This is a genomic window from bacterium (assembly GCA_009926305.1).
Taxonomy (GTDB): Bacteria; Bdellovibrionota_C; UBA2361; order UBA2361; family RFPC01; genus RFPC01.
Genome location: RFPC01000045.1, coordinates 1 through 23,097, shown reverse-complemented (window position 1 = coordinate 23,097; position 23,097 = coordinate 1). Strand labels below are relative to the sequence as shown.

The following is a 23,097-nucleotide window of genomic DNA, read 5'->3' as shown; positions in this document are numbered from 1 at the left end:
ATGAGGTTGAATAGACGTAGGGCTGCGACGAGCACGCTCTTTAATCTTTGCACCTCACGTTGTTCGAAGCTAAGTGCTTACTTTTTCTTGGTGCTCGGCTTTGTCTTTCGCTTCGCTCTCTTTGCTTGAATTGACTCTTTTCTCTTTGCTTCTTTTGCTTCAATGAGCCCAGGAATTTGTTTCTTGATCAGAGCACGAGCCATATCTGACTGAAGGGCTCCAGAGGCAATCCAATGCTTTACTCTATCTTCCTTCATCGTAATTTCGGGAGGATTAACCATTGGATTGTAGGTACCAACAAGCTCAAGATATCGACCGTCACGACGGGCCTCGGTATTGGCGGCTACGAGTCGATAGAATGGTCTCTTGGTCTGTCCTCTGCGTTGTAGTCTTAAAGTTACTGACATTATCTACCTCAAATTGTTCGTCTACCTTACATTGTCCCAAAAATGGTAAATACTCGTTTCTCGGAGCCGCTCTTTTTCCTGAGCTGCTACCAGTTGTATCGAGCCGTTCCGTGTTCGACCTTAGAGAGGAGTGGTCAACAAGGAACCGAAAAGATAGCAAAAAAGGGGAGAGAAGCCAATTTTCAGGGGAGAAATCTCCCGTCTTATTGGGTGGGATGGAACTATCGCTCGGGTGGGGGAGACCAGAGGAAGGGGGGAGCTCCGTAACTACCTGAAACTCTATTCAAAAAAAATGAAATGTGGTAACCTCACGGTCCATGAAAAAGCTGCTCGTTACCGCCGCCCTTCCGTATTCCAATGGCCATCTCCATGTCGGTCACCTTGCCGGCTGTTACCTTCCAGCGGATATCTATGTGCGATTTCAACGGTTAGAGGAACGGGAGGTGCTCTTTATTTGTGGTTCGGATGACCATGGGGTCGCTATCATGTTGACATCCGAGAAGGAGGGAAGAACTCCTGCGGAGACAGCGAAATATTATCACGACTCTCATCAGCAGGATTTCAAGCAGCTTGGCATCAACTTCGATATTTACAGTGGAACAAGTCAAAATCCGTATCACTATCAGTTTAGCCAAAACTTTTTCTTGTCGCTCAATGAGAAGGGGTATTTAAAGAAAATAACGGGTAGGCAGTTTTTTGATGAGGCACGGAACATGTTCCTGCCAGATCGTTTTGTAAAGGGTACATGCGGCTATTGTAATGCCGTAGAGCAGAATGGAGACCAGTGTGAGGAGTGTGGTAAGGCACTCGATGTTGATCACTTAACTGATGCTCATAGTGTTATTTCCGGAGAGTCTGCCAGCATTCGAGAGACGGTTCATTGGTATATCGACCTCGGACGCTTTGAAGGGCAAGTCAAAGATTGGTACGAGAAGAGTTTCTTGCGTGACCATACGAAGTCATTTTTGAAAGGACTGCTTGGGACAGGGCTAATAGAGCGCTCTATGACTCGAGATCTTTCATGGGGGATACCGGTTCCGCTTGAAGAACCTGATGCCGAGGGGAAAGTACTCTATGTCTGGTTTGATGCGCCAATTGGCTACATTTCAAATACTGAAGAGTTTTTAAAAGCCTCGAATAGAGGTTCCTATGAGGAATGGTGGAAATCTTCTGATACGGAGATTCTGCATTACATTGGGGAGGATAATACAATTTTCCACTGTATTATCTGGATAGCGATGCTCTCTGCTGAAGGAAGCTATGAGTTGCCTTCAGGAGTTGTGGCAAATCAATTTCTTAATATTCAATTTCCAGGGAAAGAAGTTGAGAAGATCTCAAAATCACGGGGGACAGCTGTTTGGATAAGAGATTATTTGAGTTCAGGGAAAAGTCCAGATGCATTGCGTTACTATCTGACATCGATAGCGCCCGAAAGGGCACGTGGCGTTTTTAAGCCAGAGGATCTTATTCAGAAGAACAATACGGACCTTGCAAATACTATTGGAAACTTCGTAAATCGGATTCTGAGTTTTACCGCGAAGCACTATGGGCCAAATTCTCCTGACTATGATGAAACGGTGCTTGATGATGTTGATCGCGAGTTCCTTGCATGCAGAGAGGAATTGTTTCAAAAGGTGACCTCTCAACTACGAGAACATCACTATAAGGGAGCACTTGAGACGTTGATGGAGTTCGCAAGGGAGTGTAACCGCTTTGTAGACGAAAGGGCGCCGTGGAAAACTCGCAAAGAGGACGAAGGGCGAACGAGGGCGACATTGGCCCTTTGTATTCAGGGCATACACACTTTAGGAGTCTGTCTTCAACCCTTTCTTCCGCATGCAGCAGGTCGATTGCTAGAAATGCTTTGGGGGAGCTCCGAAGAGAAGCTCTGGGCTCAGGCTTTACATGGACCATCGGCAGGACATCCATTCGGTGAAATTTCGATTCTATTCGATAAGCTTGAGTATGTCTCAGAATAGAGTGCTCTCCAGTAGTGAACGCGAATTTCTTTTCAAACTTGTTCGACAAGCGGGTGATTTTGCTCTTTCACATTGGCCGGGGGGTGAAGAGCGACGACCTTTTCATGTCAAGGTAAAGTCTGATGGTTCACCAGTAACATCCGTCGATATTGCAGTGAATGAAATGCTTCAGGGTGAGCTCACGCAGTGTTTTCCTCGTTATGGACTGTACTCCGAAGAGTTGCCGATTTCAGAGGACATCTCTGAAGCGGAGGCAGTATGGGTTCTAGATCCAATTGACGGAACACAAAACTTCATTGACGGGAATCGAGAGTTCGGCGTGTTGCTTGGTCTCGTAGTGCCCAGTGGAGAGGTCGTTTTTGCTATCGCGTACTTTCCAGCCCTGGAGATGTTCTTTTGGGCAGCGAAAGGAGAAGGTGCCTTCTGTAACGAAAAACGACTAAAGATCACTTCACCAAAGACTCTCGAGCCAGGGTCTATCTATGTTCGCAATGGAGGAATAGAGAAAGCCGAGTTGATTTATGAAAAAGAGCTTGGCACGGCACATGGATTCTATTTTCTTTTAACTGGCGAGGTCGATGCTCTGACTATTCGTATCACACAGCATCAGGAGTGGGATATTTGTCCATTGGTCCTACTGGTCAAAGAAAGTGGAGCGCTTATAACAGATGAGTCCGGAGCTGAAGTTGTTTTCCATTTTGCCCCCTTACATATCCGATACCTTGTTGCCGCTCATCACTCTATCCACTCTGATCTTCTAGCCCTTCTTGAGTAGTCTTCTGTTGAGTGATGCATGATATCCCTCATACTCTTTTATCCAACATCGAGATTTTCTGAATGTATTCTTTAAGAACCTCTCTATAATAACGCGTTTCTCTTTGCTACCATGAGTCAAAGCTTGAAGTTTTATAGGGGAGATAGAGGTGAATCAAAAGATAGATATTCAAAAGTATAGGAGTACTGAACACCCCGTTATTGATGTTATTCTTCGACGGTGGTCACCAAGAGCAATGTCAGGCGAGCACGTATCTCGGGATAATATCATGACCCTTTTTGAGGCTGCCCGATGGGCCCCATCTTCATATAATGAGCAAGAATGGAGATTTCTTTGGGCTGAAAAGGGAACTCCGTATTGGGATGACTTCTTCTCTCTTCTTGTGCCAGCGAACCAGGCATGGTGCTGTAACGGATCTCACCTGATAGCGCTCATTTATAAGGAAAGTTTTACGAGCAGTGGCGCACACAATGCAGTAGCTCAACTTGATAGTGGCGCTGCAATGCAAAATTTACTTCTTCAAGCCACAGAGCTTGATCTTGTGGCGCATCCGATGGGTGGATTTGATAGGCAAAAGGCCATCGATATCTTAGAGGTGCCTCAAGGATTTTCAATGGCAGCCATGATTGTTGTAGGAAAACCTGCTTCTGCGGATATTCTCTCTGACGAACTCCGTGAGATTGAGGTTCCCTCCGATAGAAAAAAGCTAGCAGAAATTGTTTCTGAAGGGAGATTCTCTTTTGATTCCTGAGGATACTGCGCAATTCTATGGGAGATAGTTCATGAGGATTCTTGGGCTTGTTGATATCCACTCACGAACAGATAAGCTTGAAGACGTACTTTGGGAAGCTGAAGACTGCGATCTCGTACTTCTTGGTGGGGATATTACTAATTTTGGAAAGTCCCAAGCTGCAGCAGATGTGTTGACTTCCCTTCTTGAGCGAGTGCCTCTCGTATTAGGGGTAACGGGGAACTGCGATTATCCAGAAGTGAATAAGTTTCTCAGCGCACATCATTGCTCATTAGAGAACGGGCCTCGTGAAGTTCACGATTTTTATATTGTGGGAGTCGGAGGCTCTCTTCCTTGTCCTACAAAGACACCAAACGAGCGCAGTGAGCAATCCTTGCAAGAGGCTCTTTCGCATCAGATGGAGGGTTATAACGAGGAGAAGCATCTTATTGCCGTCGTCCATCAGCCTCCGTTTGCAACAGAACTCGACCGTTCGCTCCTTGCCGGACATGTTGGAAGTCACGCGGTGAGAAGCTTTATAGAGAAGTATCAACCCACTCTTTTCTTCTCAGGGCATATTCATGAGTCACAAGCGATTCAAAAAATAGAAAATACTACGTTGGTAAATCCAGGCCCTTTCCTGAAGGGCAACTATTTTGTTGCCGAGATGATGGAGAATGAAGTATTTGTTGAGTTAAGAAAAATATAATGCTTATTGTGATTATAGGGCGTGTTAGATAAGAGAGTATAGTAATGGGAAAAAGAGCTGGAGGAATCGTTGCTATTGGCGGAAGTGTTGATTTTACGCTCTTAGATGACCCGGCGCAGACAACGGTAGCACTTGTTAGTGCTGCTAAAGAGGTTATCTTGACGCTTCGAGGAATTGATTTCAGTGATCGTATTGAGTGTTGTGAGCAAGAGCTACCAAAGCTTGCGAGTTCTTTGAGAGACTTATTTGTATCTGTTGATTTTGTAAGAAGCCCTTCCTCAAAAGGGATGATGCCTGCAGGAAGTGAACCTTTCCAGCTTGAAGTATCGGCAGGATATCGAACGGTTGCTGCTTTCCTAAATTATGAACGGGAGCAGTTACAAGTTGGAGACTGGGCGGTATTAGCTCGAACGTTAGCAAATCTTGAGGTGCATTTAAGTGCCTTTGTCGAGCTTTACGGAGAGTCATAACACTTTCTGAAGACCCTCTTCGGTCAAAATGAAAGAGAAAATTTCAGCCTATATTGGGCAGGAGCCAATCTAAAAGGCCAATAATTCAATAGCTTATAGAATATAAGATACACCTCATCTCAAACAGTACATAACAGACATACCCAGCCCAATACGATCTCGGTAGCAGTCAGATTGTATAAGGTGAGGTTTTATCACGGGGGTAAAAGAAGAGGTTTTTAGAATGACAATCGGAATTACACCAGAACAAAGTCAAGAGAGCGAGCCAAACGCGACCCCTCAGCCAGAGAAGCAGCAACCAATATCGGAAGCTCTGGACTCAGCACTTATCGGAACTTCTCACCGGTCTAAAATACAAGCGCAAGAAGCAGTCGGTAACGATAGTTCAGTCTTAGATGCAATTTCTTCTGATATAGCTGAAACCCAAGAGCGACAGAAGGAAAAGCAAGAAGGCGAAAGAAACACTCGAGAAGCAGCGACATCTTCCACGCCAGAAGCATCACCATCCGTAACACCAGAAGTACAAATAACGAATCCAAGCACTCAAGATCCTGTTGCAACGCAGGTTCAACCGAAAGTTTTCAAGCCGAAGGGAATTACGATTGAAGGTTTTAGAGAGCTTGTAGTTGATCCAAGCGCTACTAATGCTCCTGAAACAACCAAAAAGCTGCATAAGCTGCTCGAACAAATTGAAAATGAGGGTGGAAAGGTTGAATATTCCTTAAATAAAAATGGTGGTATTGAGTTTCAGATGAGTTTTAAGGAAGTGGAGCATCAGGTGCGAGTGCAAGATGCTTCAAAGTGGCAAGAAGAGATGTTACAGGGGCTGAATGCCGTGGTAATTCAATCCGCCTTAGGCCGTGATACTTCTTCACCGTCTACTGCTGTTAAGAGCTCCGGAAGAGATCTATCAGCAGCTTCTCATGAGGAATTAGTGGCTGTGTTCAAATCAGTGCATCAAGAGCTACTGATAGCTGACTTAACACTCCGACATAAAACTGATCTCCTTGAATGTATAGAGCAGAATAGTGATCCAAGAAGATTGTCTCAGGCGGTAAGTCGTTGGGCACAAAAGGCGGGTCGGGAAATAGAAAAAGAAGCCAAAGACAAACTCAAGATATCGATTGATGTTGCAGCAGATCCCGCAAGACAAATTGAAATGCTGAGAAGACAAAACGAGAGGGATTTAAGAGATTTACAGAGAGCAGAACAGCAGATTATGAATCTTGCTCAGCGAGAGTATCAGACACAACTTCAGTTTGATACGCGAATGCAGCAACAGCTTGGTGGACGCAAGGTAGATACGTTGCTCAAAGATCTGGGGAGTATAGAGGTATCTTCTGATGTAAAAGCAAAGGTGGATAGTTACCGAACTCACGATATCAAGAGTAATCTGGCCACTATTGCAGCTGGAGGTACCATCAATCCTTTTCCGAATTCTATTGCTGGTGGTGGAGTTGACTTTGGCCTCGATGATCTTGCTCAAGTGGACCCCTATAGGAATTCAAATACTGCTGCTAGTGCATATAAAGGAAAGACAGAGGAGTTAAGAGCATATCTTACGAAACTTGTGACTGAGCATGCAGAACGCGAAACAGCAATTCAAAATGTCAATGAGCAGTTAGAGCTTTCTGGTGTACTGACTGGCTCTTCGGAGCAGCGAGTCAAGGCGGTTGAAAACATGATAGAAGGACTTGCGGGTGCAAGCGCCTTATCAAATCTTCAAAAAGCTGATGGGCTCTCGCTTCAAGAGCAAGAACTCAAGAAACTTCTTGAACAATCTGAGCGCAATCAAGAGGCAAGGGACAGACTTCAGGGAGCTAAGGATTACCTTGGGGCATTGAGGTCTCATGCAAGAGACGCACAGCAAGCACAAAGAGTATATGTTCGTGCAATCAAACAATCATATTCTAATCAGTTCGGTAGAGAAATCGACAAAGGTGTTCAGAGAGGCTCCCGCGGTATTGGTCGCGATATTGGTGGAATAGTTGAGGACTGGGCAAAAGAAGCGGGCAAAGAGTTAAGGGATATCCTTGGACCAAAGAGGCGATGATCTGAGCTCTTTGAGGGTCTTACTGCAGTAGCCTAAAATCAAGACAGCTTTCTTTCGAATAATTCTTCCTTTTCGTGAAGGGACGTTTAGCAGGAAGCTGTATACAGAACATTACCGGGAAGAATAGTTCCTCTTTACGAGGCAGGAGTGGAGTATTGAGTAGTTACATGCTCAGCCGGGAATATGTGAAAACAACTACCAGGTCCTAAATCCTCTTTTCGAGCTTGTCCCATTTGTTTGAAGTGGAATTTTGTAGAGGATGGAGGGTTCATCTGATTAATCCAAGTAATCAAAGCGTGTCGAATATGAGCTGTATATCCAACTGGATTCTTCAAACGCACGTGTGATACGAGTCCCACGGGAGTGATTCCGCTCTCTTCTGGGGTAAACATTTCTTCAGTAGAAGAGGTAGGTCGGTAAAGAAATGAGAATGACGGATCATTTTTGATTACGACACCTTCTCGAATTTCAGGTTCAGCTACTCGTATTGATTCATAGCGAATAGTAGCACTCCCCGCGGTATAGCTCGTTGGAAAATCGATATGGGTGCCACCAGATAGTTTCGCTGAAATTCGCTTTAGTTTCGTTTTGGGATCTCTCCCTTGTATTACAAGAGCTCCATTTTGTTGTATGCCAAAGCGAGGACAGAGTAGGAGAGGAAATCCCGACTTTTGTCTTGTTCGAGGGATAATGAACAGTACTCCCGGGACCTCATTGCCATAGAGAAATCCTCCCCACTTTGCTTTCTCCTCTTCCGATCGCTCTACCTTTATTCCGTTTACATACTGAGCCATCATCGGTTTGGAGTGGACAACTACTAACGCTTCATCTTGATAGCGGAGGCTTACCGTAAAGTCTGCTCTACCAGAGTTTTTCTTTTGTTCCGTCTCGAATTCAAAGCGAAGCTCTTCAATCGCTATCTGGTTTTCTACTGTTGCTACTTCCCAGATAAATGTTGAGCGTGGAAGTCCCTCAGTCGTCCGTTTTACAGTGTGTCGATAATCAATACTTGCTCTCTTGAGTATCTGCTCTTCAAGCTGTTTTTCAGCGAGCTCGTGAGGAAATACTTCAAGAGGAAGAGTCAACTCAGTTGACTCCTGCGCACTTACATGCAGGGCGAACAAGACGAGCCAGTTGAAAAGGAAAAAGGCAAGAAATTGATTAGAGTTCATACATCACTCATCTATCGATAGGAGAATACACTTCGCTGCGCCGTTACAGAAAGTGCAAGGCCAATTGAGAAAAACGTTGTCATGAGCGAAGATCCTCCATAACTCATCAGTGGCAGGGGCAAGCCCACCACTGGTAGAAATCCTACAACCATTCCGAGGTTTACGAAAACATGGAAAAAGATCATTCCGACAACCCCAACGGTTACTAATACGCCAAAATACTCTTTGGCCTTGGTCGATTGAGTAAGAAGTCGAAGCAGTAACAAAAGATAGAGACCGAGGATGACCATTGAGCCAAGGAATCCCCACTCTTCAGCAAAAACTGAAAAAATGAAGTCGGTAGTCCTTTCTGGAATGAATTCTAGTCGAGTTTGTGAACCCTCTAGGTATCCTTTCCCGAAAAGCTCTCCGGAGCCAACAGCTATCTTTGATTGAATAATTTGATAACCCGAACCTCGAGGATCGGCTTCGGGGTTAAACATCGTCAGAATACGCTTTTTTTGATACGGGTGTAGAAACCAGAGCCAACCAACGGCTCCTCCTATGGTACTGAAAATTGAAAGCCCAAAAAGTACGCTTCTTTTCACACCAATAAAAAGAATCATCGATGCGCCTATTGCACCGATAGAGAGCGCCGTTCCGAGGTCTGGTTGTCGAAGTATGACGAGCATTGGAAGGAGAACAATGCATGCCGGCATAAACAGCTCTTTACACGTATAAAGCCCATCTTTCGGCGGAACGCGAGAGAGATAACGGGCAAGAGCGAGAATCACCCCTACCTTCATAAGCTCTGAGGGTTGCAGATTAATGAAGCCGAGATGAAGCCATCTTCTTGAACCATTGGATATTGTGCCATACACAAGTACGGACAAGAGCAGGAGCAGGGCACTGGCATAGGCAACATGCGCAAATCGGTAGCTTAAGCGGGGTGGTATCGACGCTACAATAAACATAAAGACGAGCGATATGAGGAAATAATTTAATTGGCGAAAAACGAGGTGGCTATTAAACGACCAAAAGAAAAACCTATGCTCAATGTCTGGGTCAAAGCTCGCGCTGTATAACACAGCAAGTCCTATAACCGGAAGAATCCCAACAAGCATGATAAGGATCCAGTCGAGAGATTTTGTAAAGGTCTTTACTTCTTGAATCATGTATTCACATCCTCAGGGTGTCGTACGGCTGGAGGAACAGATAGTGCTCGGCTTTTGACAAAGAAGGCTTCTAGTACCTGGCGAACTACGGGAGCTGCAGCTATTCCTCCACTCCCTCCATGTTCAATTACCGCTACCACGACGATCTCTGGAGCCTCTGACGGAGCGAAGGCAGCAAAGAGAGCATGGTGTTCATGTTCTCTTTTCTCGGTTTTTGAATGAAGAGATACCACCTGAGATGTCCCGGTCTTGCCACCAACAGAGATATTCCATTCCTTTGGCAGTTGTGCAAGCTTACCCGTTCCTCTTTTCCCGTGTACCACACTTTTCAACGCGTTCTGCACTTGCATCAGATGTTTTTTCTCTACATTCAGTTGAGAGAGCATCTTTGGTCTGAAGGAATCTTTTTCCGTCTTGCCGTCATGAGAATAGACGCCTTGGACGAGATAGGGGCGATAAATTGTTCCCCCATTAACGAGAGCAGACATTGCGACAGCTAATTGCAGGGGCGTAGCAGATGTTGCCCCTTGGCCGATAGCGACAGACGGAGTTTCTCCTGGGAACCAACGTGACTCTGGAGTGCCAGCATAACGCTTTTGTTTCCACTCAGTAGACGGAATTAGTCCACTGGCTTCCTGAACAAGTTCAAGACCGGTCGCCTTCCCGAGACCGAATTTAGAGCCATATTCATGAATACGGTCAATCCCAAGCCGTTGTCCAAGGATATAAAAAAATACATCACACGAGACAGAAAGAGCCATTTCTAGATTAACAGCACCATGTCCGTCGTGTTTGTGACATCGAAACGTTCTATCCCCCACAGTATGGTATCCAGGACAATATTCCGTTGTCTTTTTCGTAATCAATCCTTCTTCAAGTCCAGCTACTCCCAAAAAGGTTTTAAATAATGAAGCAGGCGGATATACAGATTGCACAGCTCGGTTTGAAAGCTTTCGCTCTTTTCCTTGGCTGAGCCCTTCCCACTGAGCTTTCGTCAATTCACCGGTAAAAATATTTGGATCAAAGTTCGGAGCTGAGGAAAGGGCGAGAATTTCACCAGTCTGCGGTACAAGTGCAACGATAGCTCCAGATTTTCCGGAGAGAGCCCGATCAGCAGCCTGTTGAATGTCTCTATCAATCGTAAGTTGCAGAATATTTCCTGGAATAGCCTTTGTCTGATCGGAGAGATCTTGAATTTTTACGCTATGCGCATTCACGAGAAAGCTGTTTCGTCCTCGACGTCCTTGAAGATACAACTCCCATGTATCCTCTAATCCATACTTTCCGATGACATCACCCCGCTGATAGTAACCTCGAAAATCTGGTTGAATGAGCTCAGCCTTATTGATTTCACGAATATGACCAATGACGTGTGCCGCGAGAGAAGCCTCGTTATAAAAACGGATGGGATAGTGACTTACCGAAATTCCCGGTAGAGAGAGTCTTCGTGATAAGACCCGCTCTACTTGTTCGCGAGTAGCGTCTCTTACAAGAACGCGTGGACGAAATCGAGGTCCTCCTTGCTTGTGGAGCTGATGGTGAAGATCGTCAGGAGATACATCGAGAATGTCAGCAAGATGTTCAATCGTTGCATCTACTTCTGTGACCTCCTGGAGATACATTTGTATGTTGAAGGCTGGTCTATTCGTTGCCAGCGGAACTTGATTGCGATCTCGTATGATGCCTCGTGCAGGGGGGACTGAGACAGTCCGTTGGCGATTATTTTTTGACTGTTCTGCGAAACTACCGCCTTTGATGACTTGTAAGTACCAGAGTCGAGCGGCAATTAAGAAAAAGGCACATAGCAGCGCGAGTAGGAATACATAGATTCGCTGCGGGAGTTGTATTGGAATCTTCTCGTAGCTTGAGTACATAGGTTTTCTCTTGTCCCGGTGCGCTTACGGTGAGATCGTGCGTCTCATTTTTCTTATTTTGCCTTTTTCTCCCAAGGAAAATCCTAACATTCTTCTAATGAGAGGGAAAAAGAGTGGAGCGACAAAAGCGGTAGTAATTGCTTTTCCAATGAGAAGCACACTGGCATCTAATATATGTGAGAAAGGGTCCATTGAGATGAGCAAATAGGCTATATGGGTCAGCAGAGTCAGCACTCCGGCAATTACGGAAAGGGAAGTCCGAGATTCAACAAAGACTCTATCTGAGATAATCGCGACTAAGCCAAAGGCAAGCACATAAGCACCCGCCCACGGTCCCAAAAGATGACCAGAACTCATGTCAACAAGCAGCCCACATAAAAAGGCCAGAAATGCTCCGAATGCATTCGTTTGAAAAAAGCTAATGTACATGACAAAAATAAGAACAATTTCGGGGACAAGCTCTACTGGTAATCCGATTGGCAGTAAGACTGACTCAATAACAAGGGCAATCACGCTCATACAAATTGCTGTTAGAACCAAACGGATATGATTCATGAGAACTTCCTAATTATAACTGGTAAGGATAAAAAGCGTCTCTAAGCGTTCATGATTAACACTAGGGGCGATTCTAATTCTTTGGAACATTTCACCGGGTGGACTTTGAATTTCAATAACCGTCCCTATTTCAAGTCCTTTTGGATAGATGCCATCAAGACCAGATGTTACAACCGTATCTCCTATCGCAACGTCCTCTGTATTCTGAACGTACTCCATGAAACATTCGTTTCCTCCAGAACCAACCACGATTCCTCGAGCTCTTGACCGTTGAATAAGAGCACCGACCCCACTGGAGCGATCCGTAATCACAAGAACATTAGACGCAGAGGATGACACTGCTCGAACTTGCCCTACAACTGCTCCTCCTAGAACTGCTGGCATATCCACTTTAATTCCATCAACCTTACCTCTATCGATGGTAACACTTTGTATCCACCCAGAGGGGTCTGCTCCGATTACCGATGCTACGACTCCTCCAAAACCAGTTTGCTTACGGAGTTCAAGAATCTCTCTGAGCGCCATGGATTCTTGGGAGAGCTCTCTAAGGCGGACTACTTCAGATTCCAGTCGTGAAACTTCTGTGAGGAGGAGTTGGTTTTCTCTTCTTGTGCCGACCAGCCAAAGATAGCCATCCCAAACACTCTCGACATTATCCCAGATACGAATCACGGTTCTTTCCACGGGCGTAGCGACACTCTGGAAAAGTATCGATCCCACCTGTGCGGTTTCTGGATTGCGTACACTAACAGCTGTCAGAAAGAGAGACAGGAAAAAATAGGCAGTAACGAATAGCAGTGTACGACTTTGCTTAACCAGAATACTTCTCCTCTCTTGGTACGGTAATGTAAAGGGTGTCATGAGGGGCGAAGAGTTTCAAGCAAACCCGCCCCATTCTCAGGTTCTCTTCTTGTGAAAAATAGGGGCATCGCAGTTCTGAACTCCCTGAACTCTAAAAAGAGACGAGAAGGAGCACGAGAACTCGTGTGGAGCACTGGTGACTTGTGTGTAGCACTGGTGACTTGGTGTTGAGCAATAGTGATAGGTAAAGGCTTTTGCACCTTAGGCAGCGGCTGATTCCGGCACTCGACTCAAAAGAACGTGCTGTATTTGTTTTGGAAGCTTCTTTAGTGTGGTTTCATCGAAGTTTATCGGAAGCTGACGAATGGTACTAATTAAGAACTCAATCTGGTCATCCTGGGAAAGGCCCCTATCAACAAACACGGTGAGTTCATCCCGTACGTGACAAATGCCACTTTGAACGCTCCACTGAGAGCCGCGCTTAAGACGCTCACGACGAACTTGAATCTGGTGCTCTAAGAGGATCTCAGTAAGAGACTGAATATACTTCTCTTTATTTTTATCGGGACGATTCTGAGCAGAGCTTTTTTTCTTCTTATATTGCACGGGTCTTGTTTCCTTCACACACACGCCATCCTGGCATTTTCAGCGAACTCCTGACAAGCCATTCGGCAACGAATCCGCCCTAACCCCTCAGCAGGAGGTGCTGTGTCTAGCACTGGAGCGGTGTAAGAGCACTTCCAGAGGCTCCCAACTTTTTGTGTCAAGCTATTGAATTTACTATCATTACCCTACCACTCTGGAGACTCACCCCCCCCCAATCTGTAGGAAGAGTGCCAGCAGGAGGGAAGAGTGCCAGCAGGGAGCATCTTGGTGGTCAGAGTAGGGAGCATCCCGAACGATGGTCAGGTCAGGTCAGAGTCATGGGGCATGCGATATTCCGCTGCAACTTGTTTCCGAACCTGTTTCTGGTAATATACGCTACCTTACGCTTTTCACGAAAGGGTAACACCCAGCCCAAAGCCGAAAGATAAAGGTGCGCTGTAGACAGCAGCGAGTGGCGAATAGGGCGAGAAAAGAAGAGCAGCGTTCTGAGGAGTTCGTTGTTTTTGGTTTGCTGTGTTAGTCCAGCATCTCGTAGAGGGAGTAGCTCCTCTTTTGAGAGAAAAAGACCAGAGAAAAGATAATGGAAAGAGCTAGGAAATTAGCTTTCGTTTTGAGAGATAGGATGGCGCGTCATGGCAGCAAGTGCATTAGTTAAAGAATTAGAGCAGGGATATCTCAAGAAGGAGCTCCCTCGTTTTCGCGCTGGTGATACCCTGAAGGTTCATGCGCGAATCGTAGAGGGAAACAAAGAGAGGATACAGGTATTCGAAGGAGTGGTCATCAAGCGCTCGAAGAGCGATCAACACGCGAATGCCTCTTTTACCGTTAGAAAGCTTTCGTACAACGTAGGAGTGGAGAGAACATTTCTTCTGCACAGCCCTCGAATCGAGAAGATTGAAGTGGTACGGCTCGGAGCAGTTCGTCGGTCAAGACTATTTTATCTCAGACCTCTTCGAGGGAAAGCTGCGAGAATTAAAACGAAACTCTTTGGTCAGCGTGGTGATGTGGCAGCAGTGGCTCCCGCTGGTGTTGATGCACCCGTTGGAGATGTCGAGACGGCTCCAGCCGCTGCTGAGTAATTCGTTCAGCACAGGAATTCTCAGTACAGGAATTCATTGAGTAAACCAGCTAGGGAAGAGACGGTAGGGCAGGCTACTCTGCATCTGGGTGCTTGACCTTCTCTGGTTTCTCCTCGTTAGTGGGGATTATTGGAGTCGAAATGACTCCTATATTCTCGTAATGAGGACTAGTGCTTAGAAGATTCGGCTGCTTCAATCTCTGTACATCTGGGATGAACGAACTTTAAAAGCGCCCGGTCGACCGATGGAACTTCTGTCTTGTTCCCTTGAGGTGTTGGGTCTTGATATCTTAGATATTAGTGAACGGCGTTCTCCATTTTCGTCTTTCGAGAAGCTTCTTTCTTTGGGTTTTCCTTATCCCCTGTTGACTCGGTGATCTTTGGAGCATGTAACTGTACACTCGCAGAACTCTGTGTTCTGTCAGAAGTTTGCTTTGCTATTGGGATAAGAGTTTCTTGTTCGCTCAACCCTTTATCTGTGGTGTTAGCTGGCGCACTATTTTTGGGGGTCTTCATTTTGGGAGCTAAAGTTTTTGGGTCTTTCCCTGAATCTTCTAATGAAGGGGATGAGGTCATAGCGCAGACTCCATCAAAATAGGCTCCGTCTTCTACCACAAGAGATGGCGTTGAGATATTTCCCACAACTTCGCCAGAGGAAAATACTTCTAGACGCTTTCGAGCTTTTATTTCACCTGAAACAGATCCCAGTATAATGAGTGTCTCAACATTAATATCCGCTGAAACGCTCCCTTCTGGGCCTACAATAAGAACACTTGAAGAAAAAATCTCACCGACAAGACTCCCATCAATTCGAACTGGAGTATCAAAGCTTAACTTTCCCTGGATGACCGTCCCTACTCCTAGAGCAGAGCGCACCGTGCCATATTTTGTCTCAAGCTCATCTGAATTTCGTCCATCCGACGCTTGCGGTTCCGAAGAAAGCTCTGTTTTTGAATTTCTCGTGATGCTTCTTTCAGACTTGGACTCGGGAGTAGACGTTGTCTGCTCATTTTCTTTTTTCCACCAGGCCACTTTTACCCCTTCTCTTTTCAGGTATTGAACTTCCGTTAGGCTCGCAATTTCTTTAGACCGCCCTGTCGAGCAGTGTACTGCTAAGCTATTCAAATGACCAGAAACTTCGAATGACTGGTCCATCTCTTTGAGAATTCTCATTCCCGGGGGCAAAATGCAAGCCAATCTCAGCAACCTGAGGCCACTTCGTGTTTTAAGAAAGTTTTACGAAGTCCATCTTGTAGGTCAGAAGGCGTAAATTTAAGGCTATGCACGAGTTTTCTATTTGAAAGAGAGACGTCCTCTGGCCGGCACGGAGGCGAGGGAAGGTTCTTTCGCGAGCATGCCGAGAGTAGGCACTGATCACCACCTGCGGCCTTAATGACTTCTCTTGTAAACTCTTCTCGCGAATAACGAGAGCTTCCAGAGCAGTGTAGTATTCCCGAGTGCTTTTCTGTAAGACATTTCCAGATAATTTCCACCATATCGGATACATATAGCGGAGTTCGCCACTCATCAAAAAAAGCGGGAATCGTCCTGTTATCACGGAGTGATGTGAGTATCCACTGCAATGGCCCGCCGTTTCTTCCCTTTGGGAAACCATAGAGAAGACTCGTTCTAAGAATCATTCCGAATTTCTCGAGATGAGCGATATCTTTTTCCATCTTGAATTTTGTTTTTGCATAGACCGAAATCGGATTTGGTTTTTGCTCCTCAGTAAAGCCTCCAGTTGGAGGTATCGTATTCCCATCGAAAACAAGGTCCGTCGAAATACCGCACAGATAGGTATTACTCTCCCCTGCATATTGTATTATGGCTTGTGAGTATTGGACGTTGGCATGATATGCAGCCATTGGGTTATTTTCACACTCATTCAGGCGAGAATTAGCGGCACAGTGAATGATTCCCTCAAAGCGATGAGCGTGGAGATGTTTGGATAGTGCTAAATAGATTTCTTCAGTCGAGCTGTTGGTATTCAAAATTGGTAATGTCCAATTTCTCTTTCTGTTCATACTCCGTGAAGAAAGAGGAGCCCGATCCAAGGTAAATACATCAAGTCCCTGTTTGGTAGACAGATATTCAGCGAGATGCTCTCCAAGGAATCCAGAAGCCCCGGTGACAAGAATTTTCATTCGCGAACTCTCTCACTCTATTTTTGCAGGAAGAGATTTACCCCATCCTCTAGGGTTTTTGCCTGAATATCTGGCAATTGTTCCCCAGAATACTCTTCGCTGATCAGACAGCTTGTACATCCCAAATTTTTTGCAAATTGAATATCTGCTTCTGAGTCTCCAAACATAATCGAGGATTCCCGTACGATATTGAGCTCTGCAATGGCGCGTTCTCCGAGGAGTGTTCCTGGTTTGCGACAGGGGCGTTGTTCAGCTTTTGTATAGGGAGAGAAGTAGATCTTATCGATCAGTATCCCAGCATCGCTGAGTTGTCGAAGCATCTCAAGGTTAACGCGATAAAAGTCTTCTTTCGTAAAATAACCGAAGCCGATTCCCGGTTGATTGGTGATAATGACGAGGCGAAATCCTGCTTCTTTGAGTCGAAGGAGGCCAGGGATAACGCCTGGAAGGAGCTCAAACTGTTCTGGATCGCTTAAGTATTGGACGTGCTTACAAAGAGTTCCATCTCGATCAAGGAATGCCGCTGGAGCTGCATCTGGGAGCATATCAGGCTCTGATGATGCAAGTTGCGGAAGATAATTATGGATAATTTTTTCGATGATCGACGAAGAAGAACGGCCGCTTACAAATGGCACACACTTCACTTGACCACCGTACTCTTCGACAAGGGGAGCTGAAGTAAGTTGTGCGCGGCCATAGTCTCCTGCTTTTAAATAGATATCAGGAGAAAGTTCTGTAATGTTGAGATTATTGTTCTTTTCTTCAAAGATGAAGGCGTGATCAACTACTTCCAAGGCTTGGATGATAGCACATCGATCTGTCTCTGACTGTATGGGGCGTGAATCGCCCTTTAGTGCTCGAACTGAATCGTCGCTATTCACTGCTACTATCAGAATATCACACTCACGTTTAGCAGCCTGAAGATAGTCAATATGTCCTCGGTGTAGCAGATCAAAAACTCCAGAGGTAAATCCTACACGGAGTCCTTGGTTGCGATACTCCTCTCGCTTCTCCTTGATTTGAGCCCTTTGGACGTCTTTCTTTCTCATAAGATGTTATACAAGAGAGGTGTTGAGTTTCCCTCTTTCTGCTACTATACGAAGAATATTCTCAGAAAGGGAGACGAAACGCTACGCGAGAAGATCGTTTTTCTGAATAACATGAACGATGCCGTATTACTCTGAAATTCATTACTGGCTCAGTACGTACTGTAACGTCGGCTCCTCCGATCAAAGAGCAGTAGAGACATTTGTAGATTGTGAAACACGTGAGAGAGTTCATTCTCTACGCACTCAACTCTATGCAGTATCTCAGGGAAAATATGACGAGGAGGAATTTATTCGTCAGCTCGGTAGGGAGCGGAAGAATCGACACGGTTCTTTTCAAGCTTGGGCGAAAATTATGCTTCAGTGGATAGCTCAGTACAGTCGTAACTAACCCGCTAACGCATGAGATAAGCCCGCGAACGCATTAGATAAGAAGGAGGTATGCCGTGCTCGCAGATACTGTGTTCGTAGACGTAAGGCTACTTCTTGTGTTCGAGCATGAATTTTTGATGATGTTCTGAGATGGCCTGAAAGACTTCTTCAGGGGTATCTGCAATCGTAATAACATCAAAGTCTTTAGCGCTGACTAGCCCACGAGCAAGTACTACATCTCTCATCCAATCGATTACTCCAGACCAAAAACTTTTGTCCATTAACACAATTGGGCGCGGAGATAGGTGTTTTACCTGTATAAGTTGCCATGAGAAAAAAAGTTCAAGCAGAGTTCCAATGCCGCCGGGTGTTGCTACGATGCTATTTGAAAGGCGCATGAAGTCATCAAGGCGTGATGAGAATTTATGATGATGCCGTTTTACGTCTAAGTGGTGATTTGGTTCAGGTTCAAAATCAAGCTCAATCGACAGGCCGAATGACATGCTTTTCGATTGCTTCTCTTCTTGACCGAGCTTCGCTCCTTTATTTGCAGCTTCCATGAGTCCAGGACCACCACCAGTCAGAATATCGATTCCCTCCCAGGCTAGCATTCGAGCTAAAGAGAATGCCTCATCATATTCAACGCTATCAGGTTTGATTCTTGCGCTACCAAAAATGCAGACTCTATAAAATTGCCCGTCTTCAAGTTCACGGAGTTGTTGTTCAATAACCAGAGCTCTCTGGTGTAGGTTACGTAAGCGCTCGTCAAGGTGCTTACGACGCCCCTTTCGTTCTTTGCGAATCTGTTCTTGTTCTTCTTGGGGTTTGGAGTGCGCAGTCATTTTTTTTCTTTCTTACTTTTTTTTCTATTCGTTTCCTGTAAATGAAGCTCTAGAGCCGTTCTCTGATAAGATGCGAGAGACGCCTGAAAAGACAGAGAAAAATTGTTATTATTCCAGTACTCAAGGGGAAAAGAGTCGCTATCCCCCTTGAATCGCTCTGAGATTCTCATTTCCTGCCTCTTGCTGCCCTTGCGTTGTGCCAGCCTCTGGAGATTTTGTGCCATTCAGCGCCCCAGCATTACGACTGAGTTGTATAGTGAGGCTCTCCGCAGGTGGGGCTGAAATTATATGTTCTGGGGCCGAGGAGGAACTCTTATTTGATAGCGTCAACTCTTGGTTCCGTCTTCCTTCAGATACCACCGGATTACTTGTAGTGTGAACCATGGTCGGGATAGGTCTTTCCGATGCAAGCTCCTGTGGTTTTACTTGGTCGAGCGTTGAGGCAGTTTGCTCTCCTGTAATTTTTTCAGCCGTCAGCTGTTCTGTGACGATACGTGCCCACGTCTCCCATCCTCTGAGCCCCTTTCTTTCTGCTACGAGATCTTTGAGGGTCTCACGCGAATCTCCGTCATGCGCATCGCATAGGGTCTGAAGAGAAGTTTCAATAAACCGAACGGCTTTTAATAAGTCATCATAGTGTGAGGGAAGAATTCGACTAGCGGGTCCTCGTTCAGTCCGTAAGCGAGCCCGTTCAAGAGCTTTTCGCAACTCTGACGAAGCTTGTTCAAGTTCACTCAGCTCCTGCTGTCGCATGGGAGTGCTAAACAGCCGAGGGTTGTGATGAGGATGAAAATATCTGTAAATATCCATATAACGCAGCCTCTTTGAAGGTACGGTGTACGGAGGGTTCTCACAAGAGAGCAAATTCTCATAGAGAAGAGGGCGAACTCGGTAGAATTGGGCTATCTTGGGCTTAAGGCAGTAGATCGCAAAACTCAAGACCTGTTTGAAGGCGTGTTATATGATGAATCTCATGCCTCATCCCAGAAGAGCAATGGGTGATGAGGTCTTTCGTTCTGAGGGAGAAGGTTAGATGGATTATGCCCTTTACGCTTTTTGGACAATTCCACCACTTGGAATGTTGTGCCTAGTTCTCTGGAGTGGGCTTGAAAAGTTTACCTCTTCGGATAAAACGAGGAGAAACTCTTATGAATCGAAAGATTTATTAAATCAGTTTTGGTTTTTAGCAGGCTGTTCACTTCTAACCTTTTTAGTAGATACTCACGTAATTCAAGGTGGCATGGCAGACCCTTTTTTGCGACACCCCGTGGTTGAAGCATGGTTGCCGCGATTTCTTGTGCGACTTTTTTTGTATCCGATAATTCTTTATCTTGGAGCGCGGATCATTGGAGGAACGAAAGTTGCAAACCTTGGCTTGCGAAATAAGGATAGCAGAAGATAGATGGTGACAATCGCTGGCATCGATGAAGTTGGAAGGGGGCCTATTGCTGGGCCTGTAGTGGTAGGAGCCACCTGCTTTACCAGTACTGTGTCTTATCCTCAATTTACTGACTCAAAAAGTTTGACCGAAAAAAAGCGTGAACAATTGGTATTTGAAATTCTAGAGAAAGCCGACAAGTGGGTCCTGATTGCCGTTGGCCCCCAAACTATTGACCGTCTTAATATTTTAGAAGCAACGCGACATGCGATGACAAGGGCTATGAGCTACTTGCAGGCTGAGGAAAACCTAGTAGACGGGAATATGAGACTCGAAACATCTCTTTCCTATACGTCGATTATCAAGGGAGATGCTACCCATTGGCAGATTGGCGCAGCATCGATACTTGCCAAGGTGTGGCGAGATCGACTGATGAAGAGTTATGACACGATTTTTACGGGATATGACTTCAAGAAGCATAAAGGGTATCCGACCCCGGTGCATAAGAAAGCGCTTATCAAGCATGGACCCTCTCCGATTCATCGGTTTTCATATCGAACAGTTTCTCAGCTTGGTGGAGAAATCCAACGCGCACTTCTTACATCAAATTCTGATGAGCTGCTTATTGCATCTGAGAAAGATGATTATTTTTTTACCCCGCCTCCCGAAGGATTTTCAGAGTACTCTTGACCTTGGCAAGTGGGGAGAGAAGTTTGCTGTTCAAGTATTAAGACGTGCTGGATATGTGATTCTACATCGGAACTGGCGTTCTCGTACTGGCGAATTAGATATCGTATGTCACAAAGACGACACGCTCGTATTTGTTGAGGTCAAGACACGTCAGCGAGGCTTTAAGGGTTATCCTCTTCAAGAGATCATTTCAAATGACAAAAAGAAACGCTTGTATCAATTGAGTCATGAATACGTATCAATAACTGGCTTTTATCGAAAAAAGAAGCGGTATGCTGCAACTCGTTTTGACCTTTTTGTTGTGGCAGTTGATGATGCTCCTTTTCCGTACTATCACCATTATAGGGGAGCATTCTCCTTTTTTTGTTAGGAAACTGAGTTCTCGTTGGGAGATGAAGGCGTAGTTTCCCTCAGATCATCGAGAAATAGGAGGAGGCTGGGGTCTTCAATCTTTTCCATCCTATAGATCAGTCCTTTTCGATCTATGAATGGTGCCTTTCGCTTTCTGACAACTCTGTATTCTGGATTTTTATAGAACCAAACCAGTTCATGTTCAGGGGTTACCTCCAGGGCAACAGCGCGTTCCCCAGAGACAATGAGCGTGTTTCCATTTTTGAGACGTTGCGCGCCTCCCCGCACAAATGAATAGATACGCTTTCCGTTCACTCTTTCTATTGAGGAGTGTATCACTCCTGAGTCAGGTGTAAGTTCTATAACGCGCGACCAATCTCGTTTTTGACCGTTATCAAAAATGAGAATTTCTCCATTAGAGAGCAGTGTCGGCTGATGTTGATGGTCTAAGACCCCTGGCCCGAAGGACCACAGAAGGGCACCCGTTGCAAGATCAATTATGAATATCGTGTTGATTTCACGGGCTGAAAGGAGAAGAGCGCTAAAAGCCGGAATGCCCAAGAGGTCCTGACGCAAGATTTCAATTGAATTGACATGAAAGATATCGGCGTATGTATCGTTCGTAAGTTCCTTACGAGGGTTGTTCTGTGCAAATTTTCTAGCGGCTTCGAGATGTGAATCGGGCACGAGCGGCAAGAGAGTTTCATTGAGTGAAATTCTTCTCAGTCGAGTTCCATTTTGAGCAAGGAATACAATAAACTCTCCAAGTATTGGAAAGGTATCCCCCTTCCACGTGATATCAGTAAGTTCTCGCTCAAGGATTAAAATCTCACCAGCATCATTGGTATCAAGATCATGGTGAAACATTCCTGGTGATTGCCATATCCGTTGTGACATCTTATCAAGTTTTAAGAGCCCCTTATCTTTAACAATCGCAAAGAGATCTCCTTCAGGAAGAAGTTCAACATGGTGCCAGCCCTTATCTCTCTTGCCACCAATCAATGAATACCATTGGTGAAGAATACGACCATCAGGATGTAAGAGGACTGCGCGTGGCTCATCTCTACTACAAAAAAGATTGGGGCCAGGAGCAGCTTTCTCTTGCTTATATACGGAAACTCCCGATGGCACATTGTTTTCAATGAAGCCAAACCAAAGTTCTTCTAGGCTCACGATGAGCATGATAGTGAGAAAAACAATGCCGAAATTAAGCCACCTCTTTCTATTCATTTTTACCATGCATATCTCTTTGGGGTGGTGAATTGGGACCTCACATTCGGTTTGCTATACCTTCTCTGTAATCGGCCAAGGTGTCGAGAATCATGAGAGGAATATAAAATGCCGTTTTCTATGACATTTTACGGGAGGCATGCGGAGAGTGCGAGAACCTCAAGTGCTTTATTTCAGTCTCGCGGTGGAAACTCCCCTGTTGTGGTCATGACGAAGAGCAGTAAGGCAGACCAGAAATACGAGCAGTACCAGTATCGGAAGATTGTAACGTTCAAAAATCAGGAAGAAGGCATGAAAGCAAATGAACATGAGAATCAGCAGCTTTCCAAAGAAGAGTTGCTTATTCTCTTGATGCAAGGAGGAGATGATAATGAGAAGTGGAATAGTGAGAAGAGATAAGTCGTAGTTATTGACTTGGATCGATAAACCGATAGAGGCAATGAGCGAGAGAGAAAAGGCATCATTCATCGAAAATAGGTTTTTTCGAACATTTTGTGCGAACAGGAATAACCACGCTATACTGCAGAGTATCGTGAAATACAGTGCATAAGGCGAGTAGTCTTGCAGAAGAGAAAAGATTCCCATCCCTAAAGATGATGGCAGTGTGTAATCAAGGGTGGGAGTTTGTCCCTGAAGATAAATCAGAACAAAGCGGGTGTAGTGTAAGATGCCATTAATTCC

At 45.3% G+C, this 23,097-nt stretch carries 26 protein-coding genes; 12 read left to right on the top strand and 14 right to left on the bottom strand.

The features are described 5' to 3' along the window. Positions 1 to 77 precede the first annotated feature (77 nt). The gene (locus tag EBR25_08485) at positions 78 to 407 is read right to left on the bottom strand and encodes a 30S ribosomal protein S16 (protein ID NBW41025.1); all 330 of its coding nucleotides are present in this window, start codon (positions 405 to 407) and stop codon (positions 78 to 80) included. 317 nt (positions 408 to 724) lie between these two features. Here EBR25_08485 and metG point away from each other — a divergent pair, with 317 nt between their 5' ends. From metG to EBR25_08455, 6 genes are all read left to right on the top strand, one after another. Beyond that, positions 725 to 2,386: a methionine--tRNA ligase gene (gene metG, locus EBR25_08480; GenBank protein NBW41024.1), complete on the top strand. Its 1,662-nt coding sequence runs from the start codon at positions 725 to 727 to the stop codon at positions 2,384 to 2,386. Continuing rightward, entirely contained in the window at positions 2,313 to 3,161 is an 849-nt protein-coding gene (locus EBR25_08475) for an inositol monophosphatase (GenBank protein NBW41023.1), read from the top strand. The genes metG and EBR25_08475 overlap by 74 nt, the downstream gene beginning before the upstream one ends. A gap of 148 nt (positions 3,162 to 3,309) precedes the next feature. Continuing rightward, a complete protein-coding gene (locus EBR25_08470) occupies positions 3,310 to 3,912 on the top strand; it encodes a nitroreductase (protein ID NBW41022.1) in 603 nt (200 codons plus the stop codon). Positions 3,913 to 3,943: 31 nt separating this feature from the next. Further along, positions 3,944 to 4,600: a hypothetical protein gene (locus EBR25_08465; protein NBW41021.1), complete on the top strand. Its 657-nt coding sequence runs from the start codon at positions 3,944 to 3,946 to the stop codon at positions 4,598 to 4,600. 44 nt (positions 4,601 to 4,644) lie between these two features. Next, on the top strand, positions 4,645 to 5,070 hold the full coding sequence (locus tag EBR25_08460) for a hypothetical protein (protein ID NBW41020.1): 426 nt from the start codon (positions 4,645 to 4,647) through the stop codon (positions 5,068 to 5,070). A gap of 223 nt (positions 5,071 to 5,293) precedes the next feature. Beyond that, positions 5,294 to 7,123 carry a hypothetical protein gene (locus EBR25_08455; GenBank protein NBW41019.1) on the top strand — a complete coding sequence of 610 codons (1,830 nt, stop codon included), beginning with the start codon at positions 5,294 to 5,296 and terminating at the stop codon, positions 7,121 to 7,123. A 134-nt stretch (positions 7,124 to 7,257) separates the two neighbouring features. Here EBR25_08455 and EBR25_08450 read toward each other — a convergent pair whose 3' ends face one another. Genes EBR25_08450 through EBR25_08420 form a run of 7 tightly spaced genes read right to left on the bottom strand, consistent with a single transcriptional unit; the run spans position 7,258 to position 13,285 of the window. Then, on the bottom strand, positions 7,258 to 8,295 hold the full coding sequence (locus EBR25_08450) for a hypothetical protein (GenBank protein ID NBW41018.1): 1,038 nt from the start codon (positions 8,293 to 8,295) through the stop codon (positions 7,258 to 7,260). A gap of 11 nt (positions 8,296 to 8,306) precedes the next feature. Then, on the bottom strand, positions 8,307 to 9,449 hold the full coding sequence (gene rodA, locus EBR25_08445) for a rod shape-determining protein RodA (GenBank protein ID NBW41017.1): 1,143 nt from the start codon (positions 9,447 to 9,449) through the stop codon (positions 8,307 to 8,309). Continuing rightward, the gene (gene mrdA, locus EBR25_08440) at positions 9,446 to 11,323 is read right to left on the bottom strand and encodes a penicillin-binding protein 2 (GenBank protein ID NBW41016.1); all 1,878 of its coding nucleotides are present in this window, start codon (positions 11,321 to 11,323) and stop codon (positions 9,446 to 9,448) included. Before mrdA ends, rodA begins: the two co-directional genes overlap by 4 nt. Before the next feature lie 24 nt (positions 11,324 to 11,347). Further along, positions 11,348 to 11,878, bottom strand: coding sequence for a rod shape-determining protein MreD (mreD, locus tag EBR25_08435; GenBank protein NBW41015.1), 531 nt, complete (start codon positions 11,876 to 11,878; stop codon positions 11,348 to 11,350). A 9-nt stretch (positions 11,879 to 11,887) separates the two neighbouring features. Next, complete coding sequence (mreC, locus tag EBR25_08430) at positions 11,888 to 12,739, bottom strand: rod shape-determining protein MreC (GenBank protein NBW41014.1); 852 nt, start codon at positions 12,737 to 12,739, stop codon at positions 11,888 to 11,890. Continuing rightward, on the bottom strand, positions 12,736 to 12,939 hold the full coding sequence (locus tag EBR25_08425; GenBank protein NBW41013.1) for a hypothetical protein: 204 nt from the start codon (positions 12,937 to 12,939) through the stop codon (positions 12,736 to 12,738). The genes mreC and EBR25_08425 overlap by 4 nt, the downstream gene beginning before the upstream one ends. 1 nt (position 12,940) lies before the next feature. Continuing rightward, positions 12,941 to 13,285, bottom strand: coding sequence for a hypothetical protein (locus tag EBR25_08420; GenBank protein NBW41012.1), 345 nt, complete (start codon positions 13,283 to 13,285; stop codon positions 12,941 to 12,943). Between the two features lie 632 nt (positions 13,286 to 13,917). Here EBR25_08420 and EBR25_08415 point away from each other — a divergent pair. Then, the gene (locus EBR25_08415; protein ID NBW41011.1) at positions 13,918 to 14,364 is read left to right on the top strand and encodes a 50S ribosomal protein L19; all 447 of its coding nucleotides are present in this window, start codon (positions 13,918 to 13,920) and stop codon (positions 14,362 to 14,364) included. Positions 14,365 to 14,660: 296 nt separating this feature from the next. Here the strand turns inward: EBR25_08415 and EBR25_08410 are convergent, their stop codons facing one another. The 3 genes from EBR25_08410 to EBR25_08400 are packed head-to-tail and all read right to left on the bottom strand — an operon-like array spanning position 14,661 to position 17,556. After that, complete coding sequence (locus EBR25_08410) at positions 14,661 to 15,536, bottom strand: polymer-forming cytoskeletal protein (protein NBW41010.1); 876 nt, start codon at positions 15,534 to 15,536, stop codon at positions 14,661 to 14,663. A 26-nt stretch (positions 15,537 to 15,562) separates the two neighbouring features. Further along, a complete protein-coding gene (locus EBR25_08405; GenBank protein ID NBW41009.1) occupies positions 15,563 to 16,507 on the bottom strand; it encodes an SDR family oxidoreductase in 945 nt (314 codons plus the stop codon). 17 nt (positions 16,508 to 16,524) lie between these two features. Beyond that, positions 16,525 to 17,556 (bottom strand): HAD-IIIA family hydrolase, encoded by a 1,032-nt coding sequence (locus tag EBR25_08400; protein ID NBW41008.1) that lies wholly within the window; start codon positions 17,554 to 17,556, stop codon positions 16,525 to 16,527. Positions 17,557 to 17,674: 118 nt separating this feature from the next. On the opposite strand from EBR25_08400, the gene EBR25_08395 reads away from it, so the two are divergent. Beyond that, a complete protein-coding gene (locus tag EBR25_08395) occupies positions 17,675 to 17,944 on the top strand; it encodes a hypothetical protein (protein ID NBW41007.1) in 270 nt (89 codons plus the stop codon). An 88-nt stretch (positions 17,945 to 18,032) separates the two neighbouring features. Here EBR25_08395 and EBR25_08390 read toward each other — a convergent pair whose 3' ends face one another. Together EBR25_08390 and EBR25_08385 are read right to left on the bottom strand one after the other, a co-directional pair. Next, complete coding sequence (locus EBR25_08390; GenBank protein ID NBW41006.1) at positions 18,033 to 18,767, bottom strand: LOG family protein; 735 nt, start codon at positions 18,765 to 18,767, stop codon at positions 18,033 to 18,035. A 138-nt stretch (positions 18,768 to 18,905) separates the two neighbouring features. Continuing rightward, positions 18,906 to 19,577: a hypothetical protein gene (locus EBR25_08385; protein NBW41005.1), complete on the bottom strand. Its 672-nt coding sequence runs from the start codon at positions 19,575 to 19,577 to the stop codon at positions 18,906 to 18,908. Between the two features lie 223 nt (positions 19,578 to 19,800). Here EBR25_08385 and EBR25_08380 point away from each other — a divergent pair, with 223 nt between their 5' ends. Genes EBR25_08380 through EBR25_08370 form a run of 3 tightly spaced genes read left to right on the top strand, consistent with a single transcriptional unit; the run spans position 19,801 to position 21,205 of the window. Beyond that, positions 19,801 to 20,169, top strand: a complete 369-nt coding sequence (locus tag EBR25_08380) for a hypothetical protein (protein NBW41004.1) — start codon at positions 19,801 to 19,803, stop codon at positions 20,167 to 20,169. Further along, positions 20,170 to 20,835, top strand: a complete 666-nt coding sequence (locus EBR25_08375) for a ribonuclease HII (GenBank protein NBW41003.1) — start codon at positions 20,170 to 20,172, stop codon at positions 20,833 to 20,835. Beyond that, the gene (locus tag EBR25_08370; GenBank protein ID NBW41002.1) at positions 20,609 to 21,205 is read left to right on the top strand and encodes a YraN family protein; all 597 of its coding nucleotides are present in this window, start codon (positions 20,609 to 20,611) and stop codon (positions 21,203 to 21,205) included. Before EBR25_08375 ends, EBR25_08370 begins: the two co-directional genes overlap by 227 nt. Here the strand turns inward: EBR25_08370 and EBR25_08365 are convergent. After that, positions 21,202 to 22,425, bottom strand: a complete 1,224-nt coding sequence (locus EBR25_08365; GenBank protein ID NBW41001.1) for a hypothetical protein — start codon at positions 22,423 to 22,425, stop codon at positions 21,202 to 21,204. The two genes, EBR25_08370 and EBR25_08365, sit on opposite strands and share 4 nt — an antisense overlap. Before the next feature lie 99 nt (positions 22,426 to 22,524). On the opposite strand from EBR25_08365, the gene EBR25_08360 reads away from it, so the two are divergent. Beyond that, entirely contained in the window at positions 22,525 to 22,815 is a 291-nt protein-coding gene (locus EBR25_08360; GenBank protein ID NBW41000.1) for a hypothetical protein, read from the top strand. Positions 22,816 to 23,097: the final 282 nt, after the last annotated feature.

What these genes read in the sequence shown, in the direction of transcription:
- EBR25_08365 (NBW41001.1), bottom strand. Translation starts at nt 22,425, where the DNA reads ATGGTAAAAATGAATAGAAAGAGGTGGCTTAATTTCGGCATTGTTTTT.
- EBR25_08395 (NBW41007.1), top strand. Translation starts at nt 17,675, where the DNA reads ATGCCGTATTACTCTGAAATTCATTACTGGCTCAGTACGTACTGTAAC.
- EBR25_08405 (NBW41009.1), bottom strand. Translation starts at nt 16,507, where the DNA reads ATGAAAATTCTTGTCACCGGGGCTTCTGGATTCCTTGGAGAGCATCTC.
- EBR25_08360 (NBW41000.1), top strand. Translation starts at nt 22,525, where the DNA reads ATGCCGTTTTCTATGACATTTTACGGGAGGCATGCGGAGAGTGCGAGA.
- EBR25_08375 (NBW41003.1), top strand. Translation starts at nt 20,170, where the DNA reads ATGGTGACAATCGCTGGCATCGATGAAGTTGGAAGGGGGCCTATTGCT.
- rodA (NBW41017.1), bottom strand. Translation starts at nt 9,449, where the DNA reads ATGATTCAAGAAGTAAAGACCTTTACAAAATCTCTCGACTGGATCCTT.
- EBR25_08400 (NBW41008.1), bottom strand. Translation starts at nt 17,556, where the DNA reads ATGAGAAAGAAAGACGTCCAAAGGGCTCAAATCAAGGAGAAGCGAGAG.
- mreD (NBW41015.1), bottom strand. Translation starts at nt 11,878, where the DNA reads ATGAATCATATCCGTTTGGTTCTAACAGCAATTTGTATGAGCGTGATT.
- EBR25_08450 (NBW41018.1), bottom strand. Translation starts at nt 8,295, where the DNA reads ATGAACTCTAATCAATTTCTTGCCTTTTTCCTTTTCAACTGGCTCGTC.
- mreC (NBW41014.1), bottom strand. Translation starts at nt 12,739, where the DNA reads ATGACACCCTTTACATTACCGTACCAAGAGAGGAGAAGTATTCTGGTT.
- EBR25_08390 (NBW41006.1), bottom strand. Translation starts at nt 18,767, where the DNA reads ATGACTGCGCACTCCAAACCCCAAGAAGAACAAGAACAGATTCGCAAA.
- mrdA (NBW41016.1), bottom strand. Translation starts at nt 11,323, where the DNA reads ATGTACTCAAGCTACGAGAAGATTCCAATACAACTCCCGCAGCGAATC.
- EBR25_08475 (NBW41023.1), top strand. Translation starts at nt 2,313, where the DNA reads ATGGACCATCGGCAGGACATCCATTCGGTGAAATTTCGATTCTATTCG.
- EBR25_08465 (NBW41021.1), top strand. Translation starts at nt 3,944, where the DNA reads ATGAGGATTCTTGGGCTTGTTGATATCCACTCACGAACAGATAAGCTT.
- EBR25_08485 (NBW41025.1), bottom strand. Translation starts at nt 407, where the DNA reads ATGTCAGTAACTTTAAGACTACAACGCAGAGGACAGACCAAGAGACCA.
- EBR25_08380 (NBW41004.1), top strand. Translation starts at nt 19,801, where the DNA reads ATGGATTATGCCCTTTACGCTTTTTGGACAATTCCACCACTTGGAATG.
- EBR25_08385 (NBW41005.1), bottom strand. Translation starts at nt 19,577, where the DNA reads ATGGATATTTACAGATATTTTCATCCTCATCACAACCCTCGGCTGTTT.
- EBR25_08415 (NBW41011.1), top strand. Translation starts at nt 13,918, where the DNA reads ATGGCAGCAAGTGCATTAGTTAAAGAATTAGAGCAGGGATATCTCAAG.
- EBR25_08460 (NBW41020.1), top strand. Translation starts at nt 4,645, where the DNA reads ATGGGAAAAAGAGCTGGAGGAATCGTTGCTATTGGCGGAAGTGTTGAT.
- EBR25_08370 (NBW41002.1), top strand. Translation starts at nt 20,609, where the DNA reads ATGACTTCAAGAAGCATAAAGGGTATCCGACCCCGGTGCATAAGAAAG.
- EBR25_08455 (NBW41019.1), top strand. Translation starts at nt 5,294, where the DNA reads ATGACAATCGGAATTACACCAGAACAAAGTCAAGAGAGCGAGCCAAAC.
- EBR25_08410 (NBW41010.1), bottom strand. Translation starts at nt 15,536, where the DNA reads ATGAGAATTCTCAAAGAGATGGACCAGTCATTCGAAGTTTCTGGTCAT.
- metG (NBW41024.1), top strand. Translation starts at nt 725, where the DNA reads ATGAAAAAGCTGCTCGTTACCGCCGCCCTTCCGTATTCCAATGGCCAT.